24 protein-coding genes are annotated in these 24,699 nt (G+C 70.0%); 13 read left to right on the top strand and 11 right to left on the bottom strand.

Going from position 1 to position 24,699, the window contains the following annotated elements; translation table 11 throughout:
* Positions 1-10: 10 nt before the first annotated feature.
* Positions 11-547 carry a peptide deformylase gene (gene def / locus LXT12_RS02710; protein ID WP_255763420.1) on the top strand — a complete coding sequence of 179 codons (537 nt, stop codon included), beginning with the start codon at positions 11-13 and terminating at the stop codon, positions 545-547.
* A gap of 69 nt (positions 548-616) precedes the next feature.
* Positions 617-2,611 carry a DUF6600 domain-containing protein gene (locus LXT12_RS02705; protein ID WP_233389193.1) on the top strand — a complete coding sequence of 665 codons (1,995 nt, stop codon included), beginning with the start codon at positions 617-619 and terminating at the stop codon, positions 2,609-2,611.
* Between the two features lie 13 nt (positions 2,612-2,624).
* Here LXT12_RS02705 and LXT12_RS02700 read toward each other — a convergent pair whose 3' ends face one another.
* A complete protein-coding gene (locus tag LXT12_RS02700) occupies positions 2,625-3,248 on the bottom strand; it encodes an arylesterase (RefSeq protein ID WP_414708880.1) in 624 nt (207 codons plus the stop codon).
* Between the two features lie 22 nt (positions 3,249-3,270).
* Between LXT12_RS02700 and LXT12_RS02695 the strand changes: the two genes are divergently transcribed.
* A complete protein-coding gene (locus LXT12_RS02695; protein WP_233389192.1) occupies positions 3,271-3,942 on the top strand; it encodes an ABC transporter ATP-binding protein in 672 nt (223 codons plus the stop codon).
* 115 nt (positions 3,943-4,057) lie between these two features.
* On the opposite strand, the gene LXT12_RS02690 is transcribed toward LXT12_RS02695, so the two are convergent.
* From LXT12_RS02690 to LXT12_RS02670, 5 genes are all read right to left on the bottom strand, one after another.
* Entirely contained in the window at positions 4,058-4,849 is a 792-nt protein-coding gene (locus LXT12_RS02690) for a peptidylprolyl isomerase (RefSeq protein ID WP_233389190.1), read from the bottom strand.
* A 69-nt stretch (positions 4,850-4,918) separates the two neighbouring features.
* Entirely contained in the window at positions 4,919-5,182 is a 264-nt protein-coding gene (locus LXT12_RS02685) for a BolA family protein (protein WP_233389188.1), read from the bottom strand.
* Positions 5,179-5,814, bottom strand: coding sequence for a septation protein A (locus LXT12_RS02680; RefSeq protein ID WP_233389186.1), 636 nt, complete (start codon positions 5,812-5,814; stop codon positions 5,179-5,181). The genes LXT12_RS02685 and LXT12_RS02680 overlap by 4 nt, the downstream gene beginning before the upstream one ends.
* Entirely contained in the window at positions 5,811-6,236 is a 426-nt protein-coding gene (gene msrB / locus LXT12_RS02675; RefSeq protein ID WP_233389184.1) for a peptide-methionine (R)-S-oxide reductase MsrB, read from the bottom strand. The genes LXT12_RS02680 and msrB overlap by 4 nt, the downstream gene beginning before the upstream one ends.
* A complete protein-coding gene (locus tag LXT12_RS02670; protein ID WP_233389182.1) occupies positions 6,233-7,693 on the bottom strand; it encodes a protein adenylyltransferase SelO in 1,461 nt (486 codons plus the stop codon). The genes msrB and LXT12_RS02670 overlap by 4 nt, the downstream gene beginning before the upstream one ends.
* A 133-nt stretch (positions 7,694-7,826) precedes the next feature.
* Between LXT12_RS02670 and LXT12_RS02665 the strand changes: the two genes are divergently transcribed.
* The 6 genes from LXT12_RS02665 (at position 7,827) to LXT12_RS02640 (ending at position 14,908) form a co-directional block, all read left to right on the top strand.
* Entirely contained in the window at positions 7,827-9,473 is a 1,647-nt protein-coding gene (locus tag LXT12_RS02665) for a 3-(methylthio)propionyl-CoA ligase (RefSeq protein ID WP_233389180.1), read from the top strand.
* A gap of 84 nt (positions 9,474-9,557) precedes the next feature.
* Positions 9,558-10,814, top strand: coding sequence for a branched-chain amino acid ABC transporter substrate-binding protein (locus LXT12_RS02660; protein WP_233389178.1), 1,257 nt, complete (start codon positions 9,558-9,560; stop codon positions 10,812-10,814).
* A 198-nt stretch (positions 10,815-11,012) separates the two neighbouring features.
* Positions 11,013-11,972, top strand: a complete 960-nt coding sequence (locus LXT12_RS02655) for a branched-chain amino acid ABC transporter permease (RefSeq protein WP_233389685.1) — start codon at positions 11,013-11,015, stop codon at positions 11,970-11,972.
* Positions 11,972-13,267 (top strand): branched-chain amino acid ABC transporter permease, encoded by a 1,296-nt coding sequence (locus tag LXT12_RS02650; RefSeq protein WP_233389175.1) that lies wholly within the window; start codon positions 11,972-11,974, stop codon positions 13,265-13,267. Before LXT12_RS02655 ends, LXT12_RS02650 begins: the two co-directional genes overlap by 1 nt.
* Positions 13,264-14,061: an ABC transporter ATP-binding protein gene (locus LXT12_RS02645; protein ID WP_233389174.1), complete on the top strand. Its 798-nt coding sequence runs from the start codon at positions 13,264-13,266 to the stop codon at positions 14,059-14,061. Before LXT12_RS02650 ends, LXT12_RS02645 begins: the two co-directional genes overlap by 4 nt.
* 136 nt (positions 14,062-14,197) lie before the next feature.
* Positions 14,198-14,908, top strand: coding sequence for an ABC transporter ATP-binding protein (locus tag LXT12_RS02640; RefSeq protein ID WP_233389172.1), 711 nt, complete (start codon positions 14,198-14,200; stop codon positions 14,906-14,908).
* Positions 14,909-14,929: 21 nt separating this feature from the next.
* Here LXT12_RS02640 and LXT12_RS02635 read toward each other — a convergent pair whose 3' ends face one another.
* On the bottom strand, positions 14,930-15,451 hold the full coding sequence (locus LXT12_RS02635) for a diguanylate cyclase domain-containing protein (RefSeq protein ID WP_233389169.1): 522 nt from the start codon (positions 15,449-15,451) through the stop codon (positions 14,930-14,932).
* A gap of 224 nt (positions 15,452-15,675) precedes the next feature.
* On the opposite strand from LXT12_RS02635, the gene LXT12_RS02630 reads away from it, so the two are divergent.
* The 3 genes from LXT12_RS02630 to LXT12_RS02620 are packed head-to-tail and all read left to right on the top strand — an operon-like array spanning position 15,676 to position 19,302.
* Positions 15,676-16,230: an ECF-type sigma factor gene (locus tag LXT12_RS02630; protein WP_233389167.1), complete on the top strand. Its 555-nt coding sequence runs from the start codon at positions 15,676-15,678 to the stop codon at positions 16,228-16,230.
* 15 nt (positions 16,231-16,245) lie between these two features.
* A complete protein-coding gene (locus LXT12_RS02625; RefSeq protein ID WP_233389165.1) occupies positions 16,246-18,861 on the top strand; it encodes a serine/threonine-protein kinase in 2,616 nt (871 codons plus the stop codon).
* 30 nt (positions 18,862-18,891) lie between these two features.
* Positions 18,892-19,302 (top strand): hypothetical protein, encoded by a 411-nt coding sequence (locus tag LXT12_RS02620; RefSeq protein ID WP_233389163.1) that lies wholly within the window; start codon positions 18,892-18,894, stop codon positions 19,300-19,302.
* A gap of 3 nt (positions 19,303-19,305) precedes the next feature.
* On the opposite strand, the gene LXT12_RS02615 is transcribed toward LXT12_RS02620, so the two are convergent.
* From LXT12_RS02615 to LXT12_RS02600, 4 genes are all read right to left on the bottom strand, one after another.
* Entirely contained in the window at positions 19,306-19,785 is a 480-nt protein-coding gene (locus LXT12_RS02615; RefSeq protein ID WP_233389161.1) for a carboxymuconolactone decarboxylase family protein, read from the bottom strand.
* A gap of 84 nt (positions 19,786-19,869) precedes the next feature.
* A complete protein-coding gene (sigJ, locus tag LXT12_RS02610) occupies positions 19,870-20,805 on the bottom strand; it encodes an RNA polymerase sigma factor SigJ (RefSeq protein WP_233389159.1) in 936 nt (311 codons plus the stop codon).
* A 65-nt stretch (positions 20,806-20,870) separates the two neighbouring features.
* Positions 20,871-21,722, bottom strand: coding sequence for a J domain-containing protein (locus tag LXT12_RS02605; protein WP_233389157.1), 852 nt, complete (start codon positions 21,720-21,722; stop codon positions 20,871-20,873).
* Between the two features lie 76 nt (positions 21,723-21,798).
* A complete protein-coding gene (locus tag LXT12_RS02600; protein WP_233389155.1) occupies positions 21,799-24,000 on the bottom strand; it encodes a sodium-translocating pyrophosphatase in 2,202 nt (733 codons plus the stop codon).
* 155 nt (positions 24,001-24,155) lie between these two features.
* On the opposite strand from LXT12_RS02600, the gene ppa reads away from it, so the two are divergent.
* Positions 24,156-24,686, top strand: coding sequence for an inorganic diphosphatase (ppa, locus tag LXT12_RS02595; RefSeq protein ID WP_233389153.1), 531 nt, complete (start codon positions 24,156-24,158; stop codon positions 24,684-24,686).
* Positions 24,687-24,699 lie beyond the last annotated feature (13 nt).

Raw genomic sequence — 24,699 nt, 5'->3', positions numbered from 1 at the left:
GGAGGCCCACTTGGCCGTTCACGAGATTTTGAAGATGGGCGACCCGCGCCTGCTGCGCGTCGCCAAGCCGGTCACGGCCTTCGGCACGCCCGAGCTCAAGGCGCTCGTCGCCGACATGTTCGACACCATGGCCGCGGCCCAGGGCGCGGGCCTGGCGGCGCCGCAGATCGGCGTGGACCTGCGCCTGGTCATCTTCGGCTACACCCGCAACGCCCGCTACCCGGACGCCCCGCCCGTGCCGCCGACGGTGCTGATCAACCCGGTCATCGAGGTGCTCGATGGCGGCCGGACCGAGGGCTGGGAGGGCTGCCTGTCGGTGCCGGGTCTGCGGGGCGTGGTGGAGCGGGACGAGCGCATCCGCTACACCGGCTTCGATGCGGACGGCCAGCCCATCGACCGCATCGCCGAGGGCTTCCACGCCCGTGTCGTGCAGCACGAGTGCGACCATCTCGACGGCATCCTCTACCCCATGCGGGTGAAGGACTTCAGCCGCTTCGGCTACACCTCGGTCCTCTTCCCCGAGCTCGACGCCGCGGCCGACGACTGAAACACTTGTAAGCGCGGTGCACCGGACCAGGGACTGGAACGTTGGGCCGAAGCAAAGGAGCATCGGCTCATGACCACCGCCCAAGATTCCAAGCTCGTCCTGACCCGCCGCCGCTGGCGCATCCTGGCGATGTCGCTGCTGATCGCGCTGGTGCCCGCCGCCAAGGCTCAGGACGGCGACCGCGATCCACCCACACGCGCGGCCCGCGTCATCGACGTGATCGGCGACGCCTGGCTCTTCGACCACGAGAGCCGGGAATGGACCCGGCTGACGCGCAATCAGACGGTGGGCGAGGGCGACCGCGTGCGCACCGACGAGCGCGGCCGGCTGAGCCTGCGGGTGGGCTCCACCACCATCTGGATCGACGAGCGCAGCGACCTGGAGCTGAGCCAGCTCGACGAGGGCCAGACCCTGCTGCAGCTCGACCGCGGCGACGTCGCCGTGAGGCTGCGCAATCTCGAGAACGCGATGGAGACGCGGCTGCGCACCCGCGAGGGCACGGCCCGGCCCGAGCGCGAGGGCCTGTACCGCGTCGAACAGCTGGACCGCGGCAGCAAGGCCTACGTCTGGCAGGGGCGGTTGCGCTTCGAGTGGGCCCGCGGGGCCGACCCGGTGTGGATAGGCACGGGCGAACAGGTCGAGTTCTGGTGGCCCGACGGGCCGCGCGCCGAGCGCTCGCCGCTGTACAGCGACGGCTTCGGCGACTGGGTGCTGGCCGAGAGCCGCGACGAAGGCGACCGGCCCGTGGCCCGCTATGTGTCGCCGGAGATGACTGGCGCCGAAGACCTGGACCGTTATGGCCGCTGGGAGACGGCGCCCGACTACGGCACCGTCTGGATTCCCACCGCCCTGGTGGTGGCCGACTGGGCGCCCTACCGCTACGGCCACTGGGCCTGGTCGCGCATCTGGGGCTGGACCTGGGTGGACGACGCGCCCTGGGGCTTCGCGCCCTTCCACTATGGCCGCTGGGTCAGCTGGCGTGGCCGCTGGTGCTGGGCCCCCGGCCCCTACGTGCACCGCCCCGTCTATGCGCCGGCCCTGGTGGGCTGGGTGGGCGGGCCGACGGTGAGCGTGGGCATCAGCATCGGCAGCCGGCCGCCGCCGCCGCGCTTCGGCTGGTATCCGCTGGCGCCGCGCGAGGTCTACGTGCCGGCCTACCACCACAGTCCGCGCTACGTCGGCCGCATCAACGACCCGCGCGACCTGCGCGACCCGGTGACCGTGCAGCGCCCGCACCGCTACCGCGACGTGCCGGCGGCCGTCAGCACCTTGCCGGCGCCCGGTGCCGCCATCCAGCCGCTGCCGGTGCGCGGCCCTGACCGCAAGCCCGAGCCGGGCTGGGGCCGGCCGCTGCCCACCGCGCCCGGTCGCAACGACCTGGCCGCCGTGCTGCCCGCCGCGCCGGCGCGCCCGGCCGAGCCGGACCTCCGGCGGCCGGGTAGCCCGCGCACGCCGGAGTCGGCCCTGGGCTGGCGAAGCGACGGCCAGTTGCCGGTGCGCCGAGGCTCCGACGGCCGGCCGGAAGGCCGACCTGCCACCGGGCCCCAGCCGGCGATGCCGGCTGTCGTCCAACCCCAGCAGCCGCCGGTGCAGCAGGTGCAGCCGCAGCCTCAGGTGCAACCCCGGCCTGCCGTCGAGCCGGGCCGCGCAGTCGACAACATGCCCTGGCGTGCGCAGCAGCAACGCGAGCTGCAACAGCGCGAGACCCAGCAGCGGGAGCTGCAGCAGCGCGAGCTGCAACAGCAGCGCGAACTGCAGCAGCAGCGGGAGATCCAGCAGCAGCGGCAAATGCAGCAACAGCGCGAGCTGCAACAGCAGCGCGAGATGCAGCAACAGCAGCAGCGCCGTGAGGAGCAGCAGCGCCACGAGGAGATCATGCGACGCCGCGAGGAGATGCCGCAGCGCCCTGTGGAGGTGCCCCGCGTGCAAATGCCGGCGCCCCAGCCTCAGCCCCAGGTGCCACCTCGCGCCCAGCCGCGCGACGACGGCCCCCAGCGTGGCCGCCAGGATGGCGTACCGGTGCGGCAGGACCGGCGCGGGGAGCCGCGGCAGAACGACCGCTGACTGACGGCCCTGGCTACAGCAGCGGCTTGAGGGCCGCCCAGACGTTGTCCAGCATCAGCGGATGGGCCTTGGCCAGCGGGTGGATGCGGTCGGGCTGGAACCAGTCCATCGCGTCCGTCCGGTCGGCCACCCCCTTGAGCAGAAAGGGCACGAGGCCGGCGCGCGTCTGCCGCGCCACGTCTTCGAACAGGCCCGAGAACTCCTTGCCATAGGCGGCGCCATAGTTGGGCGGCACCTGCATGCCCGCGATAACGACCTTGGCGCCGGCTGCCTGGGCGGCCTTGGCCATGGCCAGCAGGTTGTCGCGCGTGCTGGACAGGGGCAGGCCGCGCAGGGCGTCGTTGCCGCCGAGTTCGAGGATGACGATGGCGGGCTTGTGGGTGCGCAGCGCGGCGGGCAGGCGGCTGCGGCCGCCGGCGGTGGTGTCGCCGCTGATGCTGGCGTTGACGACGCGGTAGGGCTTTTTCTGTTCGGCCAGGCGCTTCTGCAGCAGGGCCACCCAGCCATCGCCCGCCTTGAGGCCGTATTCGGCGGAGAGGCTGTCTCCGACGACGAGCAGGACCGGCGCCTCGGCCGCGGCCCGTGCAGCCCCTGCCATCCAGCCGGCCATCACCCAGAGGCTACAGTGCGCCACCATCGTTCGCCGCCGCAGTCCCGACATGCCCCAAGTCCTCGTCCAGGTTGACCAGATCACCAAGCGCGTGCGCGACGCAACCGGCGAACTGACGATTCTGCATGACATCAGCTTCGAGCTGACCGAGAGGGAATCGGTCGCCATCGTCGGCGCCTCGGGCTCGGGCAAGAGCACGCTGCTGGCCATCCTCGCGGGCCTGGACACGCCCAGCAGTGGCAGTGTCAGGCTGCGCGGGCAGGACCTCTTCTCGCTGGACGAGGACGAGCGCGCGGCGGTGCGGGCGCGCGAGCTGGGCTTCGTGTTCCAGAGCTTCCAGCTGCTGCCCAACCTCACGGCGCTGGAGAACGTCATGCTGCCGCTGGAACTGCGCGGCATCCGCGAGGCGCGCGAGCAGGCCGGCGCGATGCTCGCCCGCGTGGGCCTGGGCGAACGCCTGGGCCACTACCCGCGCGTGCTGTCGGGGGGCGAGCAGCAGCGCGTAGCGCTCGCGCGGGCCTTCGTGCAACGGCCCGCCCTGCTGCTGGCCGACGAGCCCACCGGCAGCCTGGACTTCGCCACCGGCGCCGCCGTGATGGAGCTGATGTTCGAACTCAACCGCGAGGCCGGCACGACGCTGGTGCTGGTCACCCACGACCGCGAGATCGCCACCCGCTGCGAGCGGCAGTTGCGCATCGAAGCCGGGCGCCTCGTCGCCTGAAAAGCAAGAAGCCCGCTGTCAGAGCCAGCGGGCTTCTTGCCAGGTGCGCAGCCGTCAGGCCGTCACCGCCTCTGCGCCCCTCGAGGGGGAGGCGCGGAGCGCCTACGGGGGAGGCTTATTTCGTGAAGGTGTAGTCCGTCTTGGCCTTCTTGATCAGGCTGTCCTGGAACTCGGCCATCTTCTGCTGCTCGATGCGCTGCTTGATCTGGGCCTTGACGTCGTCGAAGGCCGGGAAGGTGGCGGGACGGATGTCTTCGAGCTTGATGATGTGGTAGCCGAACTGGCTCTTGACCGGCTCCTGGGTCATCTCGCCCTTTTGCAGGGCCGTCATGGCCTTGCTGAATTCGGGCACGAAGTTGTTCGGGTTGGCGAAGTCCAGGTCGCCGCCGTTGGCCGCGGAGCCGGTGTCCTTGGAGTTCTTCTTGGCCAGTTCCTCGAAGCTGGCGCCGCCCTTGATCTGGGCGATCAGGGCCTTGGCGTCTTCTTCCTTCTCGACCAGGATGTGGCGGGCGCGGTATTCATTGCCGGAATTGGCTGCCTTGAACTTGTCGTACTCGGCCTGGGCCTCGGCGTCGGTGACCGGGTTCTTGGCGCGGAAGTCCTCCATCAGGCCGCGGATGAGCAGCATCTGCTTGGCCAGGTCCAGCTGGTCCTTGTAGTCCTGCTTCTGCGGGATGCCGCGCTTCTCGGCCTCCTGCATGAAGATCTCGCGGCGGACGACTTCGTCCTTCACCTGGGCCTCGAGCTCGGGCGAACGCTGCTGCTGGCCGCTCTTGGTGACCTGCTGGAGCAGCATCTCGACGCGCGCCTTGGGCACGGCCTTGCCGTTGACGGTGGCGACGTTCTGCGCAAGAGCGGCAGCCGGAACGATGGCCGCGACGACGGCGGCAAGCGCAAACTTCTTCATGGGTGGGAATGGGGGCTGGCTGAAAAAACGCGCCCGGATCAGGGCGCGCGGTTCGATCACGTTCGACCTTCAGGGTTCGCCCGGAGCCCGGGCGTCGATCGTCAGCGCGTGAATGCCGCGCTGCATCAGGTCGGACAAACAATGATAAACGAGGCGGTGGCGGGCCAGTCGTTGCAGGCCGGTAAAGCGTTCGGACACGACAGCCACATGAAAGTGGCCGCCTTCGCGGGCCCCGGCGTGGCCGGCGTGCTGGGCGCTGTCGTCGCGCAGGCTGAAGGCCAGCGGCGCCAGCTCGGCGCGCAGCCGGGCCTCGATCTCGGCGGCCATGCTCATCGCTGGCCGTCCTCTTCCGCCGGGGGCAGGTGCTTGCTCAGGTAAAGGCCCTGCGCGAGGGTGAACAGCACGATGAGGCCGGTGACGCCGAAGACCTTGAAGTTGGCCCAGGCGGAGGTGGAGAAGTGATAGGCCACGTAGAGGTTGGCCACGCCCATGGCGGCAAAGAACAGCACCCAGGCGCGGTTGAGCTTGAGCCAGACGGCGTCGGGCAGCTGCAGCTCGGCGCTCAGCATGGTCTGGATGAGGTTCTTGCCGAAGGCGGCCTGGGCGATCCAGAGCACCAGGGCCATGGCCCAGTACAGGCCGGTGGGCTTCCACTTGATGAAGGTCTCGTTGTGGAACCAGATGGTGGCGCCGCCGAGCACGACGACCAGCGCCAGGCTGATCCACAGCATGAGGTCGATCTTGCGCCCGCGCAGCTTGAGGATGGCCGCCTGGGCCAGCGTGGCGACCATGACGACCACGGTGGCCAGCAGCACCGGCGCCTCCTGCGGGCCCACCACGCCGCCCTGCACGAGGAAGCCGAAATGCTGGGTCGCGAAGGCCGCGGCCGCCTCCGGGCTGCCTTCCGCGCCCTTGAAGGCGACGAAGAAGAGGATGAGGGGCAGGAAGTCCAGCAACAGTTTCATGGGCTGGAATTGTCTTCCACGAAGTCGATGGCCGCCGAATTGATGCAGTAGCGCTCGCCCGTCGGCTGGGGGCCGTCGGGGAAGACGTGGCCGAGATGGCTGCCGCAGCGGTTGCAGCGCACCTCGATGCGCACCATGCCGTGGCTGCGGTCGACGACGCGTTCGACGACCTCGCCGTTCACCGGCGCCCAGTAGCTCGGCCAGCCGCAGCCGGCGTCGAACTTGGTGTCGGCCTCGAACAGGGGCGTGCCGCAGCCGATGCAGTTGTAGTGGCCGGGCTTGAAGTGGTCCCAGTACCTGCCGGTGAAGGCGCGCTCCGTCGCGGCGTGCCGGGCGACCTGGTATTGCATGGGGTCGAGCTGCTCGCGCCACTCGGCGTCGGTCTTCTGGACGGGGTAGGTCTTGCTGGAATCGTGGCTCATGATGAACAGGACACTTCGAGGCTGTGGGCCCAGTCGGGCGGCAGGGCCGCGTCGCCGGGGTTCTCGGGTTCGTCGAAGGGGCGGCCCAGAACTTTCAGCAGCCGTTCGATTTCCGTGAAATCGTCCTGCTGGGCGGCGCGGATGGCACCCTCGGCGAGGTGGTTGCGCAGGACCACGGCCGGGTTCACGGCCAGCATGCGGGCCTGGGCATCGGGCGCGGTGCGGGGCCGCCAGCGCGCCAGCCAGGCGTCCAGCGCCTCGCGGTCGATGAAGAGGTCGCGCAGCGGCTCGGGCTCGGCCAGGGCGCGGGACAGGCGGCGGAAGGTGATGGTGAAGTCGGCCCGCGAGGCCGCCATCAGCCGGAGCAGGTCGTCGGCCAGGGCCTGGTCGCCGGCGTCTTCGCCGGCCAGGCCGAGCTTGGCACGCAGGCGCGCAAGCATCTGGGCGGCGAAGCGGTCGCGGAAGGCCTCGACGGCCTCCAGCAGCCTGTCGGTCGAGTCCTGCACTTCCTGGTCGTCGCCCACCGGCAGCAGGGGCAGCAGGGCCTGGGCCAGGGCGTGCAGGTTCCAGAAGGCGACGGCCGGCTGGCGGGCATAGGCGTAGCGGCCGCGGTCGTCGCTGTGGTTGCAGACGTGGCCGGGGTCGAAGGCGTCCATGAAGCCGAAGGGCCCGTAGTCCAGTGTCAGCCCCAGCATGGACATGTTGTCGGTGTTCATGACGCCATGGCAGAAGCCGATGGCCTGCCAGTGGGCCACCAGGTCGGCCGTCTGCAGCGCGACCTTGCGCAGCAGGGCGACGACGGGCTCGGGCGCTTCGGCGCACTCCGGCGCGTGGTGGGCGATGAAGAAGTCGGCCAGGCGGCGCAGGGCTTGGAGCTGGCCGTGATGGGCGAAGTGCTCGAAGTGGCCGAAGCGGATGAGGCTGGGCGCCACGCGGGTGACGACGGCGGCCGTCTCCACCGTCTCGCGGATCACCGGCAGCCTGGAGCCGGTGATGCACAGCGCCCGTGTCGTGGGCACGCCCAGGGCGGCCATGGCCTCGGAGCAGAGGAACTCGCGGATGGACGAGCGCAGCACCGCGCGGCCATCGCCACGGCGGGAGTAGGGCGTGCGGCCCGCGCCCTTGAGCTGCATCTCCTGCGGGCCGGACGGGGTGTCGGCCTCGCCCAGCCACAGGGCCCGGCCGTCGCCGAGCTGGCCGGCCCAGACGCCGAACTGGTGACCGCTGTAGACGCTGGCCAGGGGCTGCATGCCCGGCCAGGCGCCGTTGCCGGAGAAGACGGCCAGGGCTTCGGGCCGCGAGGCCCAGTCGGCCGGCCAGCCCAGCAGTTCGGCGCAGGCCGGGCTTGTCGCGACCCAGTGCGGGTCGGGCAGGCCCTGGGCGGGCAGTTCGGTGAAGAAGTCTGGCCCGAGCGCCGCGAAGCGGTTGGTCCAGGCCAGGCCATCGAGCGGTTTCATCGCGGAAGTTTAGTGAGGCGCCCAATGGCCTCGCAGGCCTGGGTGTTTCCCCGGGGGCGAAGGGTCGCCGTTGTGACGTTCCACCCCTGAAACCGCGGGCTAGACTGGACCGATAGACCGGCAGGAGACAACCATGACATTGATGGGCCGGATGATGTCGGAGCCGCTGCTCATCTCGTCGCTGTTGAAGCACGCGGAGCGGCATTCGGGCGACACCGAGATCGTCAGCAAGCGGGTCGAGGGCGACCTGCACCGCAGCAACTGGCGCGAAGTCGCGCGCCGATCGCGCCAGGCCGCGCAGGCCTTCGCCAGGCTGGGCTGCCAGCCGGGCGACCGCGTCGGCACGCTGGCCTGGAACGGCCACCGCCACCTCGAGATCTACTACGGCACGTCCGGCTCCGGCCTGGTCTGCCACACCGTCAACCCGCGCCTCTTCCCCGAGCAGATCGTCTGGATCGCCAACGACGCCGAGGACCGGGTGCTGTGCTTCGACGCCACCTTCCTGCCCCTGGTCGAGAAGGTCGCACCGCTGATGAAGAGCGTGCAGCACTTCGTGCTGATGACCTCGCGGGCCCACATGCCGGCGGCCAGCGCCATCCCCGGCCTGCTGTGCTTCGACGACCTGCTCGATGCCGAAGACGGCGACTACACCTGGCCGAGCTTCGACGAGAACACCGCCTCCAGCATCTGCTACACCTCTGGCACCACGGGCAATCCCAAGGGCGCCGTCTACAGCCACCGCTCGACGGTGCTGCACGCCTACGCCGCGGCCCTGCCCGACGCCATGGACTGCTCCAGCCGCGACGTCATCCTGCCCGTCGTGCCGATGTTCCACGTCAACGCCTGGGGCCTGCCCTACAGCGCGGCCATCGTCGGCTGCAAGTTCGTGCTGCCCGGCCCCCACCTCGACGGCAAGAGCCTGTACGAACTCTTCGAGGCCGAGAAGGTGAGCTTCAGCGCCGGCGTGCCCACGGTGTGGCTGGGCCTGCTCAACCACGTCAAGGCCAACAACCTCAAGTTCTCGACCTTCAAGCGCACCGTCATCGGCGGTTCGGCCTGCCCGCCGGCCATGATGAAGTCGCTGCAGGAAGACTTCGGCGTCGAGGTCATCCATGCCTGGGGCATGACGGAGATGTCGCCGCTGGGCACGCTGTCCAAGCTGACGACGCGCCAGCTCGGCCTGCCCCACGAGGCTCAGCAGCGCCTGCTCGAGAAGCAGGGCCGCGTCATCTACGGTGTGGACATGGCCGTCATCGACGACGAAGGCCGCTCACTGCCCTGGGACGGGCAGAGCTCGGGCAACCTCGTCGTGCGCGGGCACTGGGTCATCTCCCAGTACTTCAAGCACGACGAATCGCCGCTGGTCAGCGTCGACGGCGAGCCCGGCTGGTTCCCCACGGGCGACGTGGCCACCATCGACCCGGACGGCTTCATGCAGATCACCGACCGCAGCAAGGACGTGATCAAGTCCGGCGGCGAGTGGATCAGCTCCATCGACCTCGAGAACATCGCCATGGCCCACCCGGCCGTGCACGAGGCGGCGGCCATCGCCGCGCGCCACCCCAAGTGGGACGAACGCCCGCTGCTCGTCGTCGTGCGCAAGCCCGGCGCCAGCCTCACGCGGGAGGAGATGCTGGCCTTCTACGAGGGCCGCATCGCCAAGTGGCAGATCCCCGACGACGTCGTCTTCGTCGAGGAGATCCCGCACACGGCCACCGGCAAGATGCAGAAGCTCAAGCTGCGCGACATGCTGAAGGACCACCGGCTGCCCACGGCATGAGGTTCTCGGGTTAGCCCGGGCGCCGCCGCGGCGCCGCTGCATTAAGTTCCGTTCACATCCAGAGCCACAACACAGGAGACAAGCATGTTCGACACCACCACGGCCCGCTTCCCTTCGGCGCGTGCCTTGACGGCCGCTGCGGTCCTTGCGCTGGCCGCCGGCGCCGCGCAGGCCCAGAAGGGCGAGACGGTCAAGCTCGCCTACATCGACGCGCTCTCCGGCCTGATGGGCCCGGTCGGCCAGAACCAGGTCAAGACCTTCCAGTTCCTCGCCGAGAAGTTCAACAAGAGCAACCCGGCGGGCGTCAAGTTCGAGATCGTCACCTTCGACAACAAGCTCAGCCCCGCCGAGTCGCTGAACCTCCTGAAGGCGGCCACCGACCAGGGCATCCGCTACATCATGCAGGGCAACGGCTCCAGCGTCGCCCTGGCACTGAGCGACGCGGTCAGCAAGTACAACGAGCGCAACCCCGGCAAGGAAGTCGTCTACCTGAACTACTCGGCGGTGGACCCCGACCTGACCAACAGCAAGTGCAGCTACTGGCACTTCCGCTTTGACGCCGACACGTCCATGAAGATGGAGGCGCTGACCACCTTCATGAAGGACCAGCCCGACGTCAAGAAGGTCTACCTGCTCAACCAGAACTACGCCCACGGCCACCAGGTGGCCAAGTACGCCAAGGAGATGCTCGGCCGCAAGCGCCCCGACGTGCAGATCGTCGGCGAGGATCTCCACCCCCTGGCCCAGGTGCGCGACTTCGCCCCCTACGTGGCCAAGATCAAGGCCAGCGGCGCCGACACCGTCATCACCGGCAACTGGGGTTCGGACCTGGCCCTGCTTGTCAAGGCCGCCAACGAGGCCGGCTACAACGGCAAGTTCTTCACCTACTACACCGGCGTCACCGGCACGCCGACGGCCCTGGGCCAGGGCGGTGCCGGCCGCGTCTACCAGGTGGCCTACAGCCACTACAACATGGGCGGTGAGACGCAGAAGCTGGCCAACGAGTTCAAGGCCAAGTTCAACGACGACATGTATACGCTGAGCGCCGACCACATCCTGCTGATGCTCAGCCAGGCCATGGCCAATGCCAAGTCCACCGACCCGGTCAAGGTGGCGCCGGCGATGGAGGGCCTGACGGTCAAGAGCTTCAACGGCGACGTGACCATGCGCAAGGCCGACCACCAGCTCCAGCAGGCCCTGTACATCTCGGTCTGGCAGAAGGCCGACGCCAAATACCCCTACAGCCCCGAGAACACGGGCATGACGCTGGCGCCGGTGAAGCAGTTCGAGAGCTATGTCTCGTCGACCCCCACTTCCTGCCAGATGAAGCGGCCCGGCTGAGCCGTCTGGCTGCTGCGCGAGCCGATCTCGGGCTTGTGATGCTCGCCGTACGGGTGTACGGCTGTGCGTCACCAGGCCGACCTCGGCCCGCTCGCGACGCCATCCGGCCCAGCCGGGAGCGTGGTTTCTCGAGAGGCGCTTTTGGATCAATTTCTCATCAGCCTGCTGAACGGCCTGTCGTCGGGCCTGCTGCTCTTCATGCTCAGCTCGGGCCTGACGCTGATCTTCAGCATGATGGGCGTGCTGAACTTCGCGCACGCCAGCTTCTACATGGTGGGTGCCTACGTGGCCTATTCGCTCGTGGGCGTGCTCGGCTTCTGGCCGGCGCTGCTGCTGGCGCCTCTTATCGTCGGGGCCATGGGCGCCGCCTTCGAGCGGCTGGCGCTGCGTCGCGTGCACAAGTTCGGCCACGTGGCCGAACTGCTCATCACCTTCGGCCTGTCCTACGTCGTGCTGGAGGTGGTGCAGTTGGTCTGGGGCCGCACGGCGGTGCCCTTCTCGCCGCCGCCTGAACTGCAGGGCTCGGCCTTCACCCTCATCTCGTCCCCCACCCAGGGCCTGTCCCTGGTGCTGGGCAAGGCGGCGCCCGAGCTGTGCACGGCGGCGCTGTGCTCCAACTTCCCCATGACCAAGGCCTTCATGATGGCCGTGGCCCTGCTGATGCTGGTCGCGCTGTGGCTGTTGCTGACACGCACGCGGGTGGGCCTGGTCATCCAGGCGTCGCTGACCCACCCCGAGATGGTCGAGGCCCTGGGCCACAACGTGCCACGGGTGCTGATGCTGGTGTTCGGCAGCGGCTGCGCCCTGGCCGGCCTGGCCGGCGTCGTGGGCGGCATCACCTTCGTGACTGAGCCCAACATGGCGGCCTTCATCGGCGCCATCATCTTCGTGGTGGTGGTGGTGGGAGGCATCGGCTCGCTGGCCGGGGCCTTCGTCGGCTCCATCGTCGTGGGCCTGCTGCAGACCTTGCCACTGACGGTCGACGGCTCGCTGGCCACGGCGCTGACGGTCATGGGCCTCACGGTCACGCCCGAGACGCCCGGCTACCCGGTGCTGCGCCTGGCGCTGAAGGACGTCGCCCAGATCCTGCCCTACCTGCTGATGGTGCTGATCCTGATCTTCCGGCCCAAGGGCCTCCTCGGCACACGGGAAGATTGATGGCCAAGACGACCGAATTCCATTTCAAGCCCCTCAACGTCGGGCGCTGGATCGTCTGGGGCTGCTTCGCCCTGGCCCTCTTCGTCGCCCCGCGCCTCTGGACCAGCGGCCTGGCCCAGACCATGCTCACGCAGATGGGCATCGGCGTCATCGCCTGCCTGGCCTACAACATGCTGCTCGGCCAGGGCGGCATGCTGAGCTTTGGCCACGCGGTCTACAGCGGGATGGGCGCCTTCCTGGCCATCCATGCGCTCAACATGGCCGGCGCCGGCACGCTCGGCCTGCCCGTCAGCCTGATTCCCCTGGTGGGCGGCCTGGCCGGCCTGGTGTGCGCCGCACTGCTGGGTTATGTCTCGACCAAGAAGGCCGGCACGCCCTTCGCGATGATCACGCTCGGCATCGGCGAGCTGGTGTTCGCCCTGGCGCTGATGCTGCCCGAGTTCTCGGGCGGCGAGGGCGGGGTGTCCAGCAACCGCGTCATCGGCAAGCCCTTCATGGGCATCAGCTTCGGGCCGCAGATCCAGGTCTACTACCTCGTTGCCGTCTATTGCTTCGTCTGCACGGCGGCCATGTTCGCCCTGACGCGCACGCCGCTGGGCCGCATGCTCAACGCCGTGCGCGACAACCCCGAGCGCGTCGAGTTCGTCGGCTACGACACCCACTGGGTGCGCTTCCTCGCCTTCACCATTTCCGGCTTCTTCGCCGGCATCGCCGGTGGCTTGGGGGCCATCAACACCGAGATCGTCAACGGCGAGGTCCTGCATGCCTCGCGCTCGGGTGCCTACCTGCTCTTCACCTTCCTGGGCGGGGCGACAGTCTTCTTCGGGCCCATCATCGGCGCGGTGCTGATGGTGTTCGCCGGCGTGCTGCTGTCCGAGCTGACCAAGGCCTGGCTGCTCTACCTCGGCCTCGTCTTCCTCTTCATGGTGATGTACGCGCCGGGCGGCATCGCCAGCCTCATCCTGATGAACCTGCGCGTGGCGGCCTTCGGCAAGCTGCGGCGCATCTGGACCTCCTACCTCGCCCTCGGCGGCACGGCGCTGGCGGCCCTGACGGGCGCGGCCGCCATGATCGAGATGGTCTACCACCGCCAGCTCAACGAGGCCCTGGGCCCGGAGCTGCGCTTCATGGGCGCGACGCTCAACAGCGCCGGTGTCGATGCCTGGTTCGGCGCCGGCTGGCTGCTCGTCGTGGGCCTGGTGCTCTTCGAGGTGGCGCGGCGCCACTACCTCGGGCAATGGGGCGAGATCCAGGAAGACATCGAGAAGGAAATCAAGCGGAGGGAGAGTCTATGACCGCCACCGCCACCGCCACCGCCTACGCCCTGGAGCTGCGCGGCGTGCGCAAGAGCTTCGGCAAGAGCGAGATCATCCGCGGCGCCCAGCTGGCCGTGCAGGCCGGCGAGCGCGTCGCCATCATCGGGCCCAACGGCGCAGGCAAGAGCACGCTGTTCAACCTCATCAGCGGGCGCTTCGCGCCGACCGTGGGCGAGATCCTGCTGCACGGCCGGCGCATCGACGGACGCAAGCCCTACGAGATCAACCGGCTGGGCCTCTCGCGCAGCTTCCAGGTCTCCAACCTCTTCACGCGGCTGTCGGTGTTCGAGAACATCCGCTGCGCCGTGCTGTGGAGCCTGGGCCACCGCTACGCCTTCTGGAAGTTCCTCGCCGGTCTGGACGACGCCAACGACCGCACCGAGCAGATCCTGGAGATGATCAAGCTCGACAAGCGCCGCGACGTGCTGGCCATGAACCTGACCTACGCCGAGGCGCGCGCGCTCGAGATCGGCATCACCATCGCCGGCGGCTCCAGCGTCATCCTGCTCGACGAGCCCACCGCCGGCATGAGCAAGAGCGAGACCCAGCGCTTCATCCAGCTCATCCGCGACGTCACCGTGGGCAAGACCCTGCTGACCGTGGAGCACGACATGGGCGTCGTCTTCGGGCTGGCGGACAAGATCGCGGTGCTCGTCTATGGCGAGGTCATCGCCTTCGACACGCCGGAGGCCGTGCGTGCGAACGCGCGGGTGCAGGAGGCCTACCTCGGGTCGGTCCTGGCGGAAACACAGGCACAGGCGGCACACGCATGACCCCCACGCCCACATCGTTCGCGGCCCCCCGGCAGGATGCCGGCCGCGCAGGAGCCCTGGCATGCGCCGCGCCGGGCCGCCCCAAGCAAGCGCGCTCCCGCCTGGCGGGACAGGCCGAAGGCCGAAGGGTGCACCAATGAGCGGCGAACGCCTTCTCAAGCTCGACAACGTCCACGCCTTCTACGGCAAGAGCCATGTGCTGCACGGCGTCAGCATGGAGGTCAGGCCGGGCGAGATCGTCAGCCTGCTGGGCCGCAATGGCGCGGGCCGCTCGACGACGGTCAAGGCCGTCATGGGCCAGGTCGACGCCACGGGCTCGGTCCGCTTCGGCGATGCCGAGCTGGTGGGCCGCAAGGCCTACGAGATCGCCCATCTCGGCGTCGGCTGCGTGCCCGAGAACCGCGACATCTTCCCCAAGCTGACCGTGCACCAGAACCTCATGCTGGGCCAGAAGTCCGGGGCGAAGAACGCCCGCTGGGGCTTCGAGGACATGTACCGCATGTTCCCGCGGCTCAAGGAGCGCCAGCACACCGAGGCCGGCGTGCTGTCGGGCGGCGAACAGCAGATGCTGACCCTGTGCCGCACCCTGATGGGCGACCCCGACCTCATCATGATCGACGAACCCACCGAGGGCCTGGCCCCCAAGATCGTCGAGCTGGTGGCCGAGTACCTGAAGGAACTCCGGCGGCGGGGCATCGGCGTGCTGCTGGTCGAGCAGAAGCTCGCCATCGCGCTCGAGATCTCGGAGCGCTGCTACGTGATGGGCCATGGCCGCATCGTCTTCGAAGGCAGCCCGGCCGATCTGCGTGCCAACGCCTACATCCGCAAGGAGTGGCTGGAGGTCTGACGGCCCGGCCCGGGCCACCGCTCAGGCTTCGGCGGGCACCGGACGACGCAGGTACACGTCGTCCATCGCGCATTGCAGCAGGGTGCTGCCCTGGCTCTGCGCCTCCGAGGCCACCCCCAGCCCGATGCTGACCTGCACGCGCGCCACCCAGCCGTCCATGCCGTAGGGCCCGCGCAGCTGCTCCTGCAGCCGGCGCTCGACGATGCCGGCCTCGTCCTTGGCGGCGTTGAGCAGCACCGCGAAGCCGGTGGACCGCACCTCGAAGACCAGGTCGGTGCGCCGCACCCGATGGCACAGCCGGGCGCCGAGCGCTCGGGCCACGTCTTCGGCAGGAGCCCGGCCCAGGGCCGGGTCGACGGGCGTGAGCAGTTCGAACTCGATCCACATCAAGGTCATGCGCTCGCCCTTGCGCCGGCAGCGGGCCAGATGGCGGAAGAGCAGCGCTTCGAAGGCCTCCACCGAAGCCACCGTCTGCAACGACTCGGCCGGTGCCGAACGGGAAGGCTGCTGAAAGTCTTGGGGGTTGACCAGCGTGGTGGACATGGCGGCAGGCGTCGGGCGAAAGGGCGGTGGGCGGGACGGAAGGTGAGGGCCACGTCGGCCGCCGCCGCCGGTCCGTGCCAGCCTCCCCGGCTGACGGTCGACGCGCCCTCAACCTGGATAAACGGGGTCGAGAAGGCAAACCCGACATGGCGGCAGAAAAAAGCTGCCCCATCCGTCGCGCGGCCGGTGCCCGGTCCACGCAATCAGCCGCTAGAGTCCGCGCCATGCACGACATCACGCAGTTGCTCCAAGCGGCCGCCCAGGGCGACCGGGAGGCTGGCGACCGCGTCGTGACTGCGCTGTACGAGGACTTGCGCCGCCAGGCCCGCCGGCACCTGAGGCAGTCCGGCGCGATGACGCTGCTGGACACCACGGCCCTGGTGCACGAGGTCTGGCTGCGGCTGGCGGACGTGCAGGGCCGCGACTTTCCGGACCGCCGGCACTTCTTCGCCTATGCCGGCCGGGCGATGCGTACCGTGATCATCGACCTGGTGCGCGCCCGCCAGGCGGACCGGCGCGGCGGAGGCCAGGACCTGCTGACCCTCAACACCGCCGTCGTCGAGCAGACGCCCCAGGCCGGAGATGAAGTGCTGCAGGTGCACGAGGCCCTGGACGAGCTGGCGCGCTGGGAGCCCCGCCTGGCCCAGGTGGTGGAGATGCGCTACTTCGCCGGCCTGGCCGAGCGCGACATCGCCGAGGCCCTGGGCGTCACGGAGCGGACGGTGCAGCGCGACTGGCAGAAGGCGCGTCTCTTCCTGTCAGAGAGTCTGCGCGGCTGAGTCGGCATGAAAGGCATGGACAAGCAACAGTGGGACCGGCTGAGCCCCCTCCTGGACGAACTGCTGGACCTGGCGGAGCCCGAGCGGCGCCAGCGCCTGGAGGAGCTGCGCCAGCGCGACGGCGAGCTTGCGGACCGGCTGGAGTCTCTGCTCGCCCATGACGCCCAGCTGGAAGTGCAGGGATTCCTGGCTTCACCGGCGGCGCAGGCCGCCATCGAGACGCTGGCGGCTCCCGACGAGCCGGCCGACCTGACGGGCCAACGCATCGGCCCCTACGTGCTGGAACAAGAGCTGGGCCGCGGCGGCATGGGCATGGTCTGGCTGGCACGCCGGGCCGACGGCCGCTTCGACGGCCAGGTGGCGATCAAGTTCCTGGGGGCCGACCTGCTGGGCAGCGGTGGCGCCAGCCGCTTCGCCCGCGAAGGGCAGATCCTCGGCCGGCTGTCGCATCCCCACATCGCGCGGCTGCTGGATGCGGGCGTCCACGAGGGTGTGCACCCCTACCTGGTGCTGGAGTATGTCCAGGGCCTGCCCATCGACCAGTACTGCCAGCAGCACGGACTGGATGCCACGGCCCGCATCCGTCTTTTCCTCGACGTGCTGGCGGCCGTGGCCCATGCGCATTCGCGGCTCATCCTGCATCGCGACCTCAAGCCCAGCAACATCCTGGTGACGGGCGATGGCGAGGTCAAGCTGCTGGACTTCGGCATCGCCAAGTTGCTGGACGACGCGAGCCAGGCCCGCGAGGGTGCGGCCGCCACCGAGCTGACCCAGCGCGTCGCCAGCGCCTACACGCCCCAGTTCGCCGCGCCCGAGCAGGTGCAGCAGGCCGACGTGACCACCGCCACCGACGTCTATGCCCTGGGCGTGCTGCTCTACCTGCTGCTGGGTGGGCGCCACCCGACGGCCGAGGGCACGCAGTCGCGGCTGGACCACCTCAAGGCCGTCGTCGAGCTGGAGCCGCGCCGGCTGTCGGGCGCGGCGGCGGAGTCCGCCGACCCGGCCCTGGTCCGCGGTGCCCGGCTGCTCAAGGGCGACCTCGACACCATCGTCGCCAAGGCCCTGCGCAAGAAGCCCGGCGACCGCTACGCCAACGCCCAGGCCCTGGCCGACGACCTCGGCCGCTGGCTGGCCCACGAGCCCATCGCCGCCCGGCCGGACAGCCGGCTCTATGTGCTGGGCCGCTTCGTGCGGCGCCACCGGCTGGCGGTGGCCGCGGGCGGCCTGGCGGTGTGTGCGCTGCTGGCGCTGACGACGGTGAGCCTGCTGCAGGCGCGGCGGGCCGAGGCGGCGGAGCGCCAGGCCCAGGCCAGGCGCCAGCAGGCCGAGGATCTGCTGTCCTACCTGCTCGGCGAGATGGCGGACCAGTTGCGCCCGGTGGGGCGCCTGGCGCTCCTGGAGGGCATCGGCCAGCAGGCCCTGCAGGTGCTCGGCGACGGCGAGCCGCAGGCGGCGGCCTTCGCGGTGGAGGATGCGCTCAAGCGGGTCAAGGCGCTGCTGATGCTGGCCGAGGTCAACCTGCAGAAGGAGCGCTTCGATGTCGCCTCGAGCGCCCTGGCCTCTGCCGCGCGCTGGTACGGCCAGGCGCAGCAGCAGGCCCCCGGGGACGATGCCGTGCTGCGCCAGGGCACCCAACTGGCCTTCTGGATGGGCGAGCTGGCGCTGCGGCAGGGCCGGGCCGACGAGGCCGTGCGGCATTGGACCCGCTACCAGGACATCGCCCAGCGGTGGGTGGCTCGGGCGCCCGGTGCGGACGAGCCGCTGATGGAGCTCTCGAACGCGCGCGGCAATCTCGGCACTCTGGCGCTGCGCTCGCTGGCCCTGGAGGAGGCGGCCCGCCAGTTCGCCGCCAGCCTGGAGTCATCTCGCAGCCTGCATGCCCGCCACCCGGAGGCCGAGGACTACCGCAAGAAGCTGGGCGACGATCTCGTCTGGGCGCTGGAGACGGCCGTGGCCCGCGGGCGCGCGGCCGAGGCCCTGGCCATCGCCGACGAGCTGCTGGCCCTGCAGGATCAGCGCATTGCCGCCCGTCCCCAGGATCTGGTGCCGCAGGTCGACCGGGCCATCGCGCTGGCCTGGCGCTCGCAGGCGCTGCAGGCGCAGGGCCGCCCCGCGGAGGCCGCCGAGGCGGAGCGCGCGGCGCTGGCCGCCCTGCGCGAGGCGGTGGCGGGCGACCCCAACAACCAGCGCTGGCGCCGCCTGCTGCTGGACCGCGAGGCCCTGGCGCTGCTGTCGGCCCTGCAAATGTCGGTTCAGCCCACGCCGGGCCAGCGGGCGCAGGCCGAGGCCTTGCGCGGCGCCATGTCGTCGGTGAAGACGCCGTCGGCGATCGCGCGCAACGTGCTGGCCCTGTGGGAGGCTCGCCAGCAGGCGCCGGCCGCGGCGCTGGCCCGCCTCGACGAGGCCCTCGCACCGCCGGCCGCCGCGGCAGCCGGCCAGCGCCCGCGCTACAGCGAGCTGCGTACCCGGGCTGCGCTGGAGCAGGAGAGGCTGCGCCTGGCCCGGCTGCCCGAGGTTCAACGGCCCGCCGAGCGTTGCCGCGAGGCGCTGGCCTATTGGGAGCCCGTCGCCCGTGCCGGCGTGGCGGGCCCTGTCCCCGAGCTGTGGCGCCAGCTGGAGGGATGTCGATGACGCGCCGTAGTGCTTTTCAAAGGATCGCTGATGTCCACTGACTCGTTTGGAACCACCAACCATCCCTATCCGGTGACCGTGACCGCGGGCATCGATGGCAACAACAACCCCTACTTCCTGTACCACGGGCCGCATGGCCTGCGCATGCACTCGCCGCTGGTCATTCCCCCGGCCGAGCCGCCCTACGACAGCATCCGCTTCACGCAGACCGGCGACACCAGCCAGCTGCGCTTCTGGGCCGCGGCCACCCACACCCTCAACGGCAGCTCGCCAGTGCCCCAGGGCGACAACCTGCTGCTGGCCGTCGGCGGCTCCGTGGCCATCACGGTGAACTGCGGCACCTGGCGCGGCACCGTGCTCATCTTCGAACAGCTCGACGAGAACGGGACGGTCGTCAACCTGGTGCCGACGCCCGACCCGATGACGCAGAACGACGGCTGAAGCTCAGGCCAGCCCGGCTTTGTCGAGGCCGTACATCTCGTCCTTGGAGCCCGGCACGTTGCGGAAGGCGACGTTCATGCGGTTCCAGCCGTTGATGGCGGCCACGCGCCAGGTCAGCGTGGACAGCTCCTCCTCCGGGAACTGCTCGCGTACCTCGGCGTAGAGCGCGTCGGGCACGCCTTCGGGCCCGATGCGGGTCAGGGCCTCGGTCCAGGCCAGGGCCGCGCGCTCGCGCGGCGTGAACAGTGGCGACTCGCGCCAGATGGCCACGTGGTGCAGGCGCAGCTCGCGCTCGCCGTGGATGCGGGCCTGCTTGACGTGCATGTCCAGGCAGAAGGCGCAGCCGTTGAGCTGCGAGGCGCGGATGTCCACCAGCAGGGCCAGGTCCTCGTCCATGCGGAAGGCCATGCTGAAGTCGAGGTACTTCTTGAAGAGGTCGGCGGACAGGCGGGAATAGTCGAGGCGGGGCGCGGGGTGGGTCATGGTCGGTTCCTGGCTTTGGGTTGACGCGGGGCGGCACGGTGCCGCCCACATCCACAAGACGGGCGCGGGCCGCCCGTTGTGACATCAGCCGCGCAGCTGTCGGGCGATGGCGGCCAGCTTGTCGGGGTTGCGCTGCACGTAGACGGCGCCCACGCGGCCCTCGTCGGCAGGCGCCAGGGCGACGGCCTGCACGAGCCGGCCGCCGTCGTGGTCGTCGACGACCAGGCAGCCGGGCAGGCCGTTGACCCGGGTCGGCAGCAGGCGCCAGCCCTGGCTGCGGGGCATGCGAGCGAAGCCGATGAAGGCCCGGGCCACACGGGCGCCGCCGTGCAGGGGCCTGGGCACGGCATTGACGCGCCCGCCGCCGTCGGCCATCAGTACCGCGTCCGCGCTGAGCAGCTGCGCGAGGGCCGACACGTCGCGGCTCTGCACGGCCTGCACGAAGGCGCCGACGAGACGGTCGCGCTCTTCCTGGGCCACCTCGCGGCGGGCGTAGTCTGCCTTGACGTTCTTGCGGGCCCGGCTGATCAGCTGGCGGCAGGCGGCCTCGCTGCGGTCGAGGTGGCGGGCGATCTCGGCGTAGTCGAGGTCGAACACGTCATGCAGCAGGAAGGCCGCGCGCTCCAGAGGCGACAGCCGCTCCAGCGCCAGCATGAAGGCCAGCGACACGTCCTGGGCGAACTCGGCCTGGGCCTCGGGACCGGGTGTCCAGCCGAAGAGGGCCTCGTCCTCCAGCAGGGGCTCGGGCAGCCAGACGCCGACGTAGTGCTCGCGCTGGGCGGCGGCCGAGCGCAGCTTGTCGAGGCAGAGATTGGTCACCAGCCGCGACAGGAAGGCGCCGGCGTGGTCGATCCAGGCCTCGTCCACCTCGGCCCAGCGCAGCCACGCCTCCTGCACGATGTCCTCGGCCTCCGCCCGCGAGCCCAGCATGCGGTAGGCGAGGGCGCGCAACCGGCGGGCATGGTCCTGGTCGAAGCGCTGGGCGCGTGCGGCGGGCGAGCGGTCGGGTGTGTCGGTCATGGCGGGGCGCGTGGAGGCTCTCACGCCGTAGACGAGGCGGGCGCCCCGTTTGTGACATGCCGCGCTCAGCCCAGGCCCAGGCCCGTGAGGCGCCGGTAGCGCTGGCGCAGGAAGTCGGCCGCCAGGCGTGCATCGCCGCCGACCCGCTCCCCGATGTAGAGCTCCTGGCGGCGCTCGGTGATCTGGGCCCGCAGCCGCGCCGCCATGATGTCCAGCGGGCGCATGCCGCCCGTCTCGGCGCGCTCGATGGCGATGCGCAGCTGGTGCATCTGCTGGCTGTGCAGCCAGGCCGTCTGGGCCTGCACGATGCGGATGCGGCCCTGGACCATGTGCTCGCACAGGCCGAGCCAGGCCCGCACCGCGTCGGCCGGCCCGCCGATGACCTTCTCCGGCGATTCGCCGGCCGCCAGCAGCAGGCTTTCCAGCCGGCCGCGGTCGCCGTTGGCATAGGCGTCGTTGACGACCATCATCCGCTGCTCGCAGACCTCGCGTTCGGGCCCCGAGGGCGCCAGGTCGGGATGAAAGCGCATGGCCGCGCGCCGGTACAGCGTCTTCAGGCTGGGCGGCGGCAGGTCGGTCAGCGGCCCGGTGGGCTCGGGCGGCAGGGGTACGGCCTCGGGGAGGGCGGGAATCTCGGGCCAGGCCTTGGCGCGCGGCAAGGCCGGCATGGGCGCGTCGACGCCCTGGCGCTTCAGGGCCTCGGAGAGCAGGGTGGTGGCCTGCTGGAGCTGGCCTTCGAGCTCGTCGAGCTCCCGCATCAGCGGCCCCAGTGCCTCGAGGTAGCGCTGCCGGAACCCGAGCAGCTTGGCGCGGGCGCCGTCGTGGTCGGCCTCCAGCACGGCGAGATAGCGCTGCAGGTCCTGCAGTTGCTCGCGCCGCCGCGTCAATTCGTGCCTCGTGATCGCCCTGCTTGCCATGGCGCCCGATTCTGCCGTGCCGCGCCAATGAAAACGGCCCGCTGAACGGGCCGTTATACCGATATTTACCCGGGCGTCACTGGGAGGCCGCCGAGGCGGGCGCCTCCATCATGGTGGGAGCCGCGGTTGCCGGCACGTCGCTGGCCGCCAGAGGCGCGACGGCCGTCGCCGCCGCCGTCGCGGGCAGGGCCTCGGGCGCCTTGGTGGCCGCGGTCATGGGCAGCAGGGGCACGATCAGCAACGCCACGATGTTGATGATCTTGATCAACGGGTTGACGGCCGGGCCGGCGGTGTCCTTGTAGGGGTCGCCCACGGTGTCGCCGGTGACGGCGGCCTTGTGCGCTTCCGAGCCCTTCTTGTGCAGCACGCCCTTGTCGTCGGTGAAGCCCTCTTCGATGAGCTTCTTGGCGTTGTCCCAGGCGCCACCGCCGGTGCACATGGAGATGCCGACGAACAGGCCGGTCACGATGGTGCCCATCAGCAGACCACCGAGGGCCGCCGGGCCGAGCGTCAGGCCGACGATGATGGGCGCGGCCACCGGCAGCAGCGAGGGCACGATCATTTCCTTGATGGCGGCGGTGGTCAGCATGTCGACCGCGGCGCTGTAGTCGGGCTTGCGCTGGCCGGCCATGATGGCGCCGTCGGCGAACTGCTTGCGCACCTCGACGACGACGGCACCGGCCGCCCGACCGACGGCTTCCATTGCCATGGCACCGAAGAGGTAGGGAATGAGGCCGCCGATGAAGAGGCCGAGGATGACGCGGTAGTCCGACAGGTTGAAGGCCACGTCCATGCCGCGCGATTCGAGGGCGTGGGTGTAATCGGCGAACAGCACCAGCGCCGCCAGGCCTGCCGAGCCGATGGCATAGCCCTTGGTGACGGCCTTGGTGGTGTTGCCCACGGCGTCCAGCGGGTCGGTGACGTTGCGCACGCTCTCGGGCAGCTCGGCCATCTCGGCGATGCCGCCGGCGTTGTCGGTGATGGGGCCGTAGGCGTCGAGCGCGACGATGATGCCCGCCATGCTCAGCATGCTGGTGGCCGCGACGGCGATGCCGTACAGCCCCGCCAGCTTGAAGGCCGCGAAGATGGCCGCGCAGACGAAGAGCACCGGCCAGGCGGTGGACTTCATCGACACGCCCAGGCCGGCGATGACGTTGGTGCCGTGGCCGGTGGTGGAGGCCTGGGCCACGTGCTGCACGGGGTGGTACTGGGTGCCGGTGTAGTACTCGGTGATCCAGACCATGGCCGCCGTCAGCACCAGGCCCACGGCGCAGGCGCCGAACAGGGCCGTGGCGTTGGTCGTCACGCCGCCGGCGAGCTGCACCTCGCCGGGGAACATGGCCCGCGTCACGAAGAAGAAGGCGACGAGGCTGAGCAGGCCGGCCACGATGAGGCCCTTGTAGAGGGCCGGCATCACGTTCTTCATGCCCTCGCTGGCCTTGACGAAGAAGCAGCCGACGATGGAGGCGATGATGGACACGCCGCCCAGGGCCAGCGGGTAGATGACGCCGGCCTGGGCCGAGTCGCCCATCACCATCAGGGCGCCCAGCGCCATGGCGGCGATCAGCGTGACGGCATAGGTCTCGAAGAGGTCGGCCGCCATGCCGGCGCAGTCGCCGACGTTGTCGCCCACGTTGTCGGCGATGACGGCCGGGTTGCGCGGGTCGTCCTCGGGGATGCCGGCCTCGACCTTGCCGACGAGGTCGGCGCCGACGTCGGCGCCCTTCGTGAAGATGCCGCCGCCCAGGCGGGCGAAGATGGAGATCAGCGAGGAGCCGAAGGCCAGGCCCAGCATGGGCTTGAGCGCCGTGCTGTCATGCCCGCCGCCGATGGCCATGTAGAAGCCGCCGACCCCGAGCAGGCCCAGGCCCACCACCAGCATGCCGGTGATGGCGCCGCCCTTGAAGGCAACGTCCAGCGCCGGGCCGATGCCCTTGGTGGCCGCCTGCGCGGTGCGCACGTTGGCGCGCACCGAGATGTTCATGCCGATGAAGCCGCAGATGCCCGAGAGCACCGCGCCGATGACGAAGCCGACGGCCGTCGTCGTGCCCAGCCCCGATACCGCGATGGCGATGGCGAGCACGACGCCGACGATGGCGATGGTGCGGTACTGCCGGCCGAGGTAGGCGGCGGCGCCTTGCTGGATCGCCGTGGCGATCTCCTGCATGCGGGCGTTGCCCGCGTCCTGACTCAAGATCCAGCTGCGCTGGATGAACCCGTAAAGAACGGCTGCGAGGCCGCAGGCCAGCGCGAAATACAGCGCCACTTCCGTCGACATGAAAAAGTCTCCTCTATAGCGTGCGATCTGTTCGGCCACCGCGGGCTGCGTCGGCCTGCGCGGCGGAGCTTAAGGGCGGGGTCCGAGGCGTCAGCTGAGCGTTTACCAGCAAACCTAGAATGCGGGTTTTCCTTAGCCCATAGAAATCGACGACCATGAGCCTGCACAACGTGTCCCCCGGCGCCAAGGCGCCCGACGAGTTCAACGTCATCATCGAGATCCCGATGAATGCCGACCCCATCAAGTACGAGGTCGACAAGGAAACCGGCGCACTGTTCGTCGATCGCTTCCTCACCACGCCGATGTACTACCCCTGCAACTATGGGTACATCCCCAAGACGCTCGCCGACGACGGCGACCCGGTCGACGTGCTGGTCATCACGCCCTTCGCGCTGCAGCCGGGCGTCGTGGTCACCTGCCGCGCCCTGGGCGTGCTGATGATGGACGACGAGGCCGGCGGCGATGCCAAGCTGCTGGCCGTGCCGACCAGCAAGATCCTGGCGATGTACGACCACTGGCAGCAGATCGAGGACGTGAACCCGGCCCGCCGCGCCGCCATCCAGCACTTCTTCGAGCACTACAAGGATCTGGAGAAGGGCAAGTGGGTCAAGGTCAAGGGCTGGGAAGGCGTCGAAGCCGCCAAGCGCGAGATCACCGAAGGCATGGCCAACTTCAGCAAGGCCTGACCCCGTTCAGGCC

The sequence above is a fragment of the Pelomonas caseinilytica genome (assembly GCF_021353235.1).
Lineage (GTDB): Bacteria > Pseudomonadota > Gammaproteobacteria > Burkholderiales > Burkholderiaceae_C > Pelomonas > Pelomonas caseinilytica.
Note: the sequence above shows the minus strand (reverse complement) of the source record. Positions and strands in the feature narration are given on the sequence as shown.